At 37.3% G+C, this 7,406-nt stretch carries 7 protein-coding genes; 4 read left to right on the forward strand and 3 right to left on the reverse strand.

Going from position 1 to position 7,406, the window contains the following annotated elements; translation table 11 throughout:
* Entirely contained in the window at nucleotides 1-1,041 is a 1,041-nt protein-coding gene (locus PMI13_RS03070) for a GMP reductase (RefSeq protein WP_007840573.1), read from the reverse strand.
* 71 nt (nucleotides 1,042-1,112) lie between these two features.
* Between PMI13_RS03070 and PMI13_RS03075 the strand changes: the two genes are divergently transcribed.
* The 3 genes from PMI13_RS03075 to PMI13_RS03085 are packed head-to-tail and all read left to right on the forward strand — an operon-like array spanning nucleotide 1,113 to nucleotide 3,527.
* Nucleotides 1,113-1,877: a prolipoprotein diacylglyceryl transferase gene (locus tag PMI13_RS03075; protein ID WP_007840575.1), complete on the forward strand. Its 765-nt coding sequence runs from the start codon at nucleotides 1,113-1,115 to the stop codon at nucleotides 1,875-1,877.
* Nucleotides 1,874-2,110: a hypothetical protein gene (locus PMI13_RS03080; RefSeq protein WP_007840577.1), complete on the forward strand. Its 237-nt coding sequence runs from the start codon at nucleotides 1,874-1,876 to the stop codon at nucleotides 2,108-2,110. The genes PMI13_RS03075 and PMI13_RS03080 overlap by 4 nt, the downstream gene beginning before the upstream one ends.
* 13 nt (nucleotides 2,111-2,123) lie before the next feature.
* Nucleotides 2,124-3,527: a radical SAM protein gene (locus PMI13_RS03085; protein ID WP_007840578.1), complete on the forward strand. Its 1,404-nt coding sequence runs from the start codon at nucleotides 2,124-2,126 to the stop codon at nucleotides 3,525-3,527.
* Between the two features lie 99 nt (nucleotides 3,528-3,626).
* Here the strand turns inward: PMI13_RS03085 and PMI13_RS03090 are convergent, their stop codons facing one another.
* Together PMI13_RS03090 and surE are read right to left on the reverse strand one after the other, a co-directional pair.
* The gene (locus PMI13_RS03090; RefSeq protein WP_007840580.1) at nucleotides 3,627-4,292 is read right to left on the reverse strand and encodes a GNAT family N-acetyltransferase; all 666 of its coding nucleotides are present in this window, start codon (nucleotides 4,290-4,292) and stop codon (nucleotides 3,627-3,629) included.
* Nucleotides 4,292-5,062, reverse strand: coding sequence for a 5'/3'-nucleotidase SurE (gene surE / locus PMI13_RS03095; protein WP_007840582.1), 771 nt, complete (start codon nucleotides 5,060-5,062; stop codon nucleotides 4,292-4,294). Before surE ends, PMI13_RS03090 begins: the two co-directional genes overlap by 1 nt.
* 144 nt (nucleotides 5,063-5,206) lie before the next feature.
* Between surE and PMI13_RS03100 the strand changes: the two genes are divergently transcribed.
* A complete protein-coding gene (locus tag PMI13_RS03100) occupies nucleotides 5,207-7,336 on the forward strand; it encodes a carboxy terminal-processing peptidase (RefSeq protein ID WP_007840584.1) in 2,130 nt (709 codons plus the stop codon).
* The last annotated feature ends 70 nt before the right edge of the window (nucleotides 7,337-7,406 follow it).

Genomic DNA, 7,406 nt, shown 5'->3' on the forward strand with positions numbered 1-7,406 from the left:
TTACTCTTTAAAAACCTGGTTTTCCTGTTCCTGAACTCTTATAAAAGTGGTTCGTTTTGATAATTCCTTAAGTTTTGAAGCTCCCACATAGGTACAGGTAGAACGTACACCGCCTAAAATATCCTTTACGGTTTCTGAAACCGGACCTTTGTAAGCCACTTTTACGGTTTTTCCTTCAGAAGCCCTGTATTCCGCAACACCTCCTGAATGCTTATCCATAGCCGTTTTTGAGCTCATCCCATAAAATAAACGGTATTTTTTACCATTTTCCTCAATCATTTCACCGCCACTTTCGTCATGCCCGGCAAACATTCCGCCCAGCATTACAAAATCGGCACCGCCACCAAAAGCTTTTGCTACATCTCCGGGAACTTTACAGCCGCCGTCTGCAATGATATGGCCACCAAGACCATGAGCCGCGTCAGAACATTCAATAATCGCTGACAATTGCGGATAGCCTACTCCTGTTTTTACACGGGTCGTACAAACGGAGCCTGGGCCGATTCCTACTTTTATAATATCTGCACCTACCAGAAGCAGCTCCTCTACCATTTCTCCGGTAACCACATTCCCTGCGATAATAATTTTATCAGGAAAATTAGCCCTTGCACGCTTCACAAAACCTACAAAATGCTCTGAATAGCCATTGGCTACATCAATACAGAGAAATTCGATTTTTGGATGGTTTTCAAGGATCTGTCTGATTTTTTCTTCATCAGCTTTCCCCGTTCCAGTACTTAAAGCGATATATTGATAAATGCTTTCCGGCTGATTTTGTAAAAAAGCATTCCATTCTTCTACGGAATAATGTTTGTGCACAGCGGTAATAATTTTATCTTTGGCAAGCTCGACAGCCATTTCGAAAGTTCCTACCGTATCCATGTTAGCCGCAATTACAGGAGTTCCTTTCCATTTCTTTTGGGTATGCCTGAAAGTAAATTCTCTTTCTAAATCAACTTCTGAACGGGATTTTAATGTAGAACGCTTAGGGCGGAACATTACATCCTTAAATCCCAGTTTTATATCATATTCTATTCGCATTTTGTGTAAATGATTTATTTGTTTACCAAATAAAATTAGCAAATTATCTGAAATATCTTACTTTTGAATCAATGGATTTTCCTGTTACTTTTCAGATTTTTGGCAAAACGGTTCTGGCACACCCTGTTTTTGAAACATTGGGAATATTTATCGGAATGCGTTATTATTTCTATCTCAAGAGAAAATCTTCTGATAAGCTTTCATTCAATACTTCTGCGGCAATTCTTATCGGTGCTACTGCCGGAGCTTTATTCGGGTCGAAACTGATTGGAAACCTGGAAAACCCTTATGCCCTATTTGAAAAGTTTTCATTAAAGGAGATCTGGTCTAATAACACGATTGTCGGTGGACTTGCTTTTGGATTGATAGGTGTAGAACTGGCAAAAAAAATAGTCAGGCATAAAGAAAGCACGGGAGATTTGATTGTCTTCCCTTTGATGCTTGCCATTATTATCGGAAGAATAGGCTGCTTTTTAACCGGAATTCATGAAGAAACATATGGTGTTCCCACCCGTTTTATTTTCGGAATGCATCTCGGGGACCAGTATCTGAGACACCCTGTTGCGCTGTATGAAATTGTATTCTTAATTCTACTCTGGATTTATTTAAACAGAATAGGAAAACACAGTAAATTCCCGTCCGGATTTGTATTTCAGCTGTTTATGCTGAGCTATTTTATATTCAGATTTCTTTTGGATTTTATCAAACCAAAGGTGGAAATTATAGGAAACCTGGGAACGATTCAATTAGTGTGTATTGGTGTAATTATTTATTACATTTATAAGATAAAAAATACCAGGGATTTAATGTACAACCAAAAAACAATTGAAATATGAAAACCTTAACATTATTGGAGGTAGGTGATCTTGGGGGGCTGGTAGTGATGATTGTTGGGATCATTATTATTGGTGCACTCTTTATTTCATTGATTGTTACTCTTTTTGTAAAATTGATTTATGAATTGAAAGGCGGAAGAAAATTTTCAAAAAAACAATTCATACAGACAATGGTTATTTGCTTGTTAGTCTGCGGATTAATAAGCGGCTACATCTGCGGTGGGGGACTTTAAAAAAATTAAAATTATGCCGGTAAGAAATTATACCTATTACGATTATACTATCAGCCTATGCCCGGAATGCCTGAAAAGGGTAGGAGCCAAAATCATTATAGAAGAGGAAGCGGTTTTTATGACCAAAAGATGTCCCGATCATGGCTTTTTTAAAACAAAAATAGCCACAGATGTACATTATTATAAAAACATCAGAAACTATAATAAAGCTTCGGAAATGCCACTTCATTTCGGAACTGATGTGGAATACGGATGCCCTTATGACTGCGGGCTTTGTGTAGACCATGAACAGCATAGCTGTCTTTCTATCGTTGAAGTAACAGACCGTTGTAATCTGACCTGTCCTACCTGCTATGCCATGTCTTCCCCACATTACGGAAATCATAGAAGCCTGGAGGAGATAGAAGCCATGCTCGATGTCATTGTAAAAAATGAAGGGGAACCAGATGTGGTGCAAATCAGTGGTGGTGAACCCACCATTCATCCGGAATTCTTCAAAATCATGGATATTGCTAAGTCAAAACCGATCAGACACCTGATGCTGAATACCAATGGGGTAAGAATAGCCAATGATCCGGGGTTTGCTGAAAAGCTGGCAACGTATGCTCCGGAATTTGAAGTGTATCTTCAGTTTGATTCCTTTAAACCTGAAGTTCTGCAGGATTTCAGGGGAAAAGACCTTACCAATGTACGGATGAAAGCTCTGGAAAAATTGAATGAGCTTAACCTTTCCACGACTTTGGTTATTGTACTTCAAAAAGGAAAAAATGTTGATGAGATAGGGAAAATCATTGAATTTGCTCTAAAACAGAAGTGTGTGAGGGGAATTACTTTCCAACCGGTAGAGATTGCGGGAAGAAACAGAGAAGATTCAGTCCATGAAAAAATTACATTAACGGAAGTAAGGCAGGAAATTATTGATCAGTTTCCGCTTTTAAATTCTGATGATATCATTCCGGTTCCTTGTAATCCTGATGCTCTGGCTATGGGTTATATATTGAAACTTGAAGGTGAAACAATTCCTTTAACACGCTATATCAATCCTGCCGACCTGCTGAATAATGAATCGAGAAATACGATTGTTTATGAACAGGATAAAGGGCTTCATATGCAGCTTCTGGATATTTTCAGTACCGGAATTTCCGTAGATAAAGTAAAACCTAAGGTAAATCAGTTACTTTGTTGTCTCCCTGAAGTTTCAGCTCCCGATCTGGATTACGATAATCTTTTCAGAATCATCATTATGAATTTTATGGATGCCCATGATTTTGATGTGAGGGCGGTGAAAAAATCATGTGTCCATATCGTAAATAAAGATTTAAAATTAATTCCTTTTGAAACGATGAATCTTTTCTACAGAGATGACAAAATCAAATATCTGGAAGAGTTGAGAAAAGAAGATAAAGTTTTATTTTAAATTTTAATACAATGCTATCCAATATTATCCGGAAATCAAATACTGAATAGCCTTGTTAAAATCTGCATCCGCGAGATAAATTAAAAAAGGCGTTAAAAATCATCTTTTAACACCCCATAAGTTTATTTTTCCACGATGGTTAAACCCCAGCTTTTCGTAAAGTTTTTTAGCTCCTGAATTGGTTTCAGCAACATGAAGAAAAGGCGTTTTGTTGTCCTCAAATATCTTTCCTGAAACAAATGCCACAAGCTGTTTTGCGTATCCCTTTCCTAAGTAATCTGTATCGGTGATAACAGCGCTTACTTCGGCCATATCATTCATCTGCATCCTTTCACCTGTTACGGCTACAAGCTTATCATCTTTAAAAATTCCAAAATAACGTCCTAATTCAGGGGTTCTGTTTTTGAAATAATGGGGATAAAACTTTTTGATAAAGCTGAGCAGTTCATCATGATGCTCCTCCTTCAAAAGGATAAAATCTTCAGTAAAATCCAGTTCTATTCTATTTTCCAGAACATATTGGTCACACACCAATGTGGATAATTCTGTTTTGAAATTTCCCGTATCGGGTTTAGCTCCGAAAATGAGAAAGTCATCACAGATCTCAGAGTATTCCGTGATATCTTTTTCTTTTGCAAAGTCTGCCGAGCCTCCGAAAGCAGCTACTTCAGGATTATAAAATTTAGAATCACCGAAGTTTAAGCAAAACTTTTTATGAGTTTCGTTAAGTGAATGATAAACAGGATTGTCTAATTTATGGTACATTAATCAAAATTCATTACCTCTTCCAAAGTTTTCATATACTCATAGGCTGTCAGGTCAAACTTTACAGGAACAATCGAAATATATCCGTTTGCCAGAGCTGTTTCATCAGCATCTTCAGAATCATCCATATTGTTGAAATATCCTGTTAGCCAGTAATATTTTTTACCATGTGGGTTTACCCTTTCATCAAAACTTTCTTCCCATTTTGCCTTAGCCTGTTTGCAGACTTTAATCCCTTTTATTTCTTCCTTTAAAAGCTTGGGGATATTTACATTTAAAACAACTCCTTTAGGCATCGGGTTTTCTAAAGTTCTTCTGACAATATTCTGGATATGTTCCTTGGCCTGGGTAAAATCTGCTTCCCAGCTGAAATCCAGCAATGAAAATCCGATTGCAGGTAAGTTTTCAACTCCTGCTTCTACCGCTGCAGACATGGTTCCGGAATAGATCACATTGATTGAAGAATTTGCGCCGTGATTGATTCCTGAAACTACGATGTCCGGTCTTCTCGGTAAGATTTTATCAAGAGCCATTTTTACACAGTCAACAGGGGTTCCGCTGCATGAAAAATCAATCTGCGGACCATCAAGATGCACTTCTTCGTAACTTAGGGTAGAATTAATGGTAATGGCATGGCCTTTACCGCTTTGTGGAGAGTTGGGTGCTACAACTACTACTTCTCCGATTTCGTTCATAAAACTGACAAGATTTCTGATACCAGGTGCTGTAATTCCATCATCATTAGTAACCAGAATAAGTGGTCTTTCCATAAAATATTTTAATTTTAACAAAAATACTCAAAACTATCTGATATTTGTAAATAAGGTATTAAATTTGATAGTTTGTAACAGTAATTTAAATATTACTACTAATTGAAATACTTTTAAAAAATTAATAAAATACATTACAGATTTATGTGGAAAAATTTTAAGCTAAATAAATTTTTACTCCTAATTCCATTGACAAGTCTAATGTTTTGTTTCAACTCGCCTAAAAATGATGACGAAAAGATGCAGACGATAATGGTGAGCGTAAAGAATACCCTTTCTTATTTACATTACAGCCCGAAGCCTATCAATGATGCTTATTCAAAAGATGTTTACAAGCATTATTTCGAACTGGTAGACCCGGCAAAAAGATATTTTCTTCAATCGGATATGGATGAGTTCAGCAAGCACGAAACAAAGCTGGACGATTATCTGAATCTCGGAGATTTGACTTTCTATAAACTTACCATCGACAGATTATACCAAAGGGTAGACGAAATCGACCAGATTACCCAGGATATTTTCAGCAAGCCGATCAATCTGGAAGAAGATGAAAACCTGACCCTGGAGCCTAAACTTAAAAAAGTACCGGCCAATAAGCAGGAACAGTATAATGAGTGGAAAAAATTCATCAAATACAATATCCTTCAGGAAATTGAATCGATGAACAGCAAAGAGGAGGCACAGAAGGAAAAGAAAGATTCCGTACAGAAGTATAATCTGAAAGACACGATTAAGCTTAAAATCCTTACTCCCGAACAAAAAAGAGTAAAAGCGACGGATGAGGTAAAAGACCTGGTAAAAGAAACCTTTACAAGATTCAAGAAAAGGAAAAAAATGGATTGGTTCACAGTATACATGAACGCCTATACTGAAGTTTTTGATCCTCATACCAATTATTATTCTCCAAAAGATAAAGAAGACTTTGATACCCAGTTTGCAGGAAAAGTGATTGGTATCGGAGCTATTATTCAGGAGAAAAAAGGAAATCTTTATTTAGGGGCTTTAACGATCGGAGCTCCGGCATGGAAGTCAAAACAGCTTTCGGAAGGGGATAAGATCTTAAAGGTAAAATCCAAACCGAAAGAAGATGCCGTAAATGTTGTAGGGATGCTTTCTGATGAAGCGGTAAGGCTGATCAGAGGGGAAAAAGGAACCCCGGTAACTTTAACGGTTCAGAAAAAAGACGGAACAATTAAAGATGTAACCATGATCCGTGAGGAAGTCGCTATCGAAGATACCTTCGCAAGGAGTATTGTCGTAAATTCTCCGAATGGTAAAAAATATGGGTTTATCAACCTGCCTAGCTTTAATGCAGATTTTGAAGACTCAAAAGGAAGAAATGCTTCCGATGACATTAAAAACGAAATCATTAAGCTGAAATCCCAGAATATTGAAGGGATTGTTCTGGATTTAAGAAACAATGGCGGTGGATCTTTAACGGAAGTTGGAGATATTATGGGGCTTTTCATGAATGCAGGGCCATACGTTCAGGTGAAAGACGGAAACGGAAAAATCCAGACCTTAAAGAATAAAAACGAAACTCCGATCTGGACGGGTCCATTGGTGATTATGCAGAACGAGCTTTCAGCTTCGGCTTCAGAAATTCTGGCAGGAGTAATGCAGGATTACGGAAGAGCAATGATCATCGGTTCCCCACAATCGTTTGGAAAAGGAACGGTACAGACATTTGTAGATTTAAACAGATTCTTAAATACGGAAGATGATTTCGGATCCTTAAAACTGACGATCCAGAAGTTCTACAGAATTACAGGAGAATCTACCCAGAGAAAGGGAATTGTTTCAGACATCCAGATGAAAGATTTCTTTACCTATGCGGAAGTTGGAGAAAGATATGATGATTATGCCTTAGCTTGGGATAAAATTCCGGGAACAAGCTTCCAGAAGCTAAACTATTTTGATATTAATGCACTGGAAAAAGCAAGTGAGAGCAGAATGGCTAAAAACAGCAATTATCAGTTATTGTTGGAGTCGGCCCAATGGAGAGAGAAGCTGGATAAAGAAGAAACAATCACGCTTAATGTCAATAAATTTAATGAATTAATGAAGCAAAGAAAGACTCAGATCGAAAAATTCAAAGCATTAAGCAAATTTGAAAACGGTCTTCAGTTTATGATGTATCCGGGGGAAATCGAAAGAGAGAAAAAAGATGAAGCATTCAAGAAAAAATCCGAGATGTGGATCAAAAACCTTAAGAAAGATCCTTACCTTCAGGAAGCGATGAACATCGTTGCCGACATGAGTGTAAAATCATAAAAAGCAAAACAACATAAAAAAGAGGCTGTCTCAAAAGTGAGACAGTCTTTTTTTTATGCTCAAAAAGAAA

The sequence above is a fragment of the Chryseobacterium populi genome (assembly GCF_000282115.1).
GTDB lineage: Bacteria > Bacteroidota > Bacteroidia > Flavobacteriales > Weeksellaceae > Chryseobacterium > Chryseobacterium populi.

Excerpts from the sequence above, each read along its gene's own strand:
- PMI13_RS03080 (WP_007840577.1), top strand. The coding sequence starts at position 1,874 with ATGAAAACCTTAACATTATTGGAGGTAGGTGATCTTGGGGGGCTGGTA.
- PMI13_RS03085 (WP_007840578.1), top strand. The coding sequence starts at position 2,124 with ATGCCGGTAAGAAATTATACCTATTACGATTATACTATCAGCCTATGC.
- PMI13_RS03100 (WP_007840584.1), top strand. The coding sequence starts at position 5,207 with ATGTGGAAAAATTTTAAGCTAAATAAATTTTTACTCCTAATTCCATTG.
- PMI13_RS03075 (WP_007840575.1), top strand. The coding sequence starts at position 1,113 with ATGGATTTTCCTGTTACTTTTCAGATTTTTGGCAAAACGGTTCTGGCA.
- PMI13_RS03090 (WP_007840580.1), bottom strand. The coding sequence starts at position 4,292 with ATGTACCATAAATTAGACAATCCTGTTTATCATTCACTTAACGAAACT.
- surE (WP_007840582.1), bottom strand. The coding sequence starts at position 5,062 with ATGGAAAGACCACTTATTCTGGTTACTAATGATGATGGAATTACAGCA.
- PMI13_RS03070 (WP_007840573.1), bottom strand. The coding sequence starts at position 1,041 with ATGCGAATAGAATATGATATAAAACTGGGATTTAAGGATGTAATGTTC.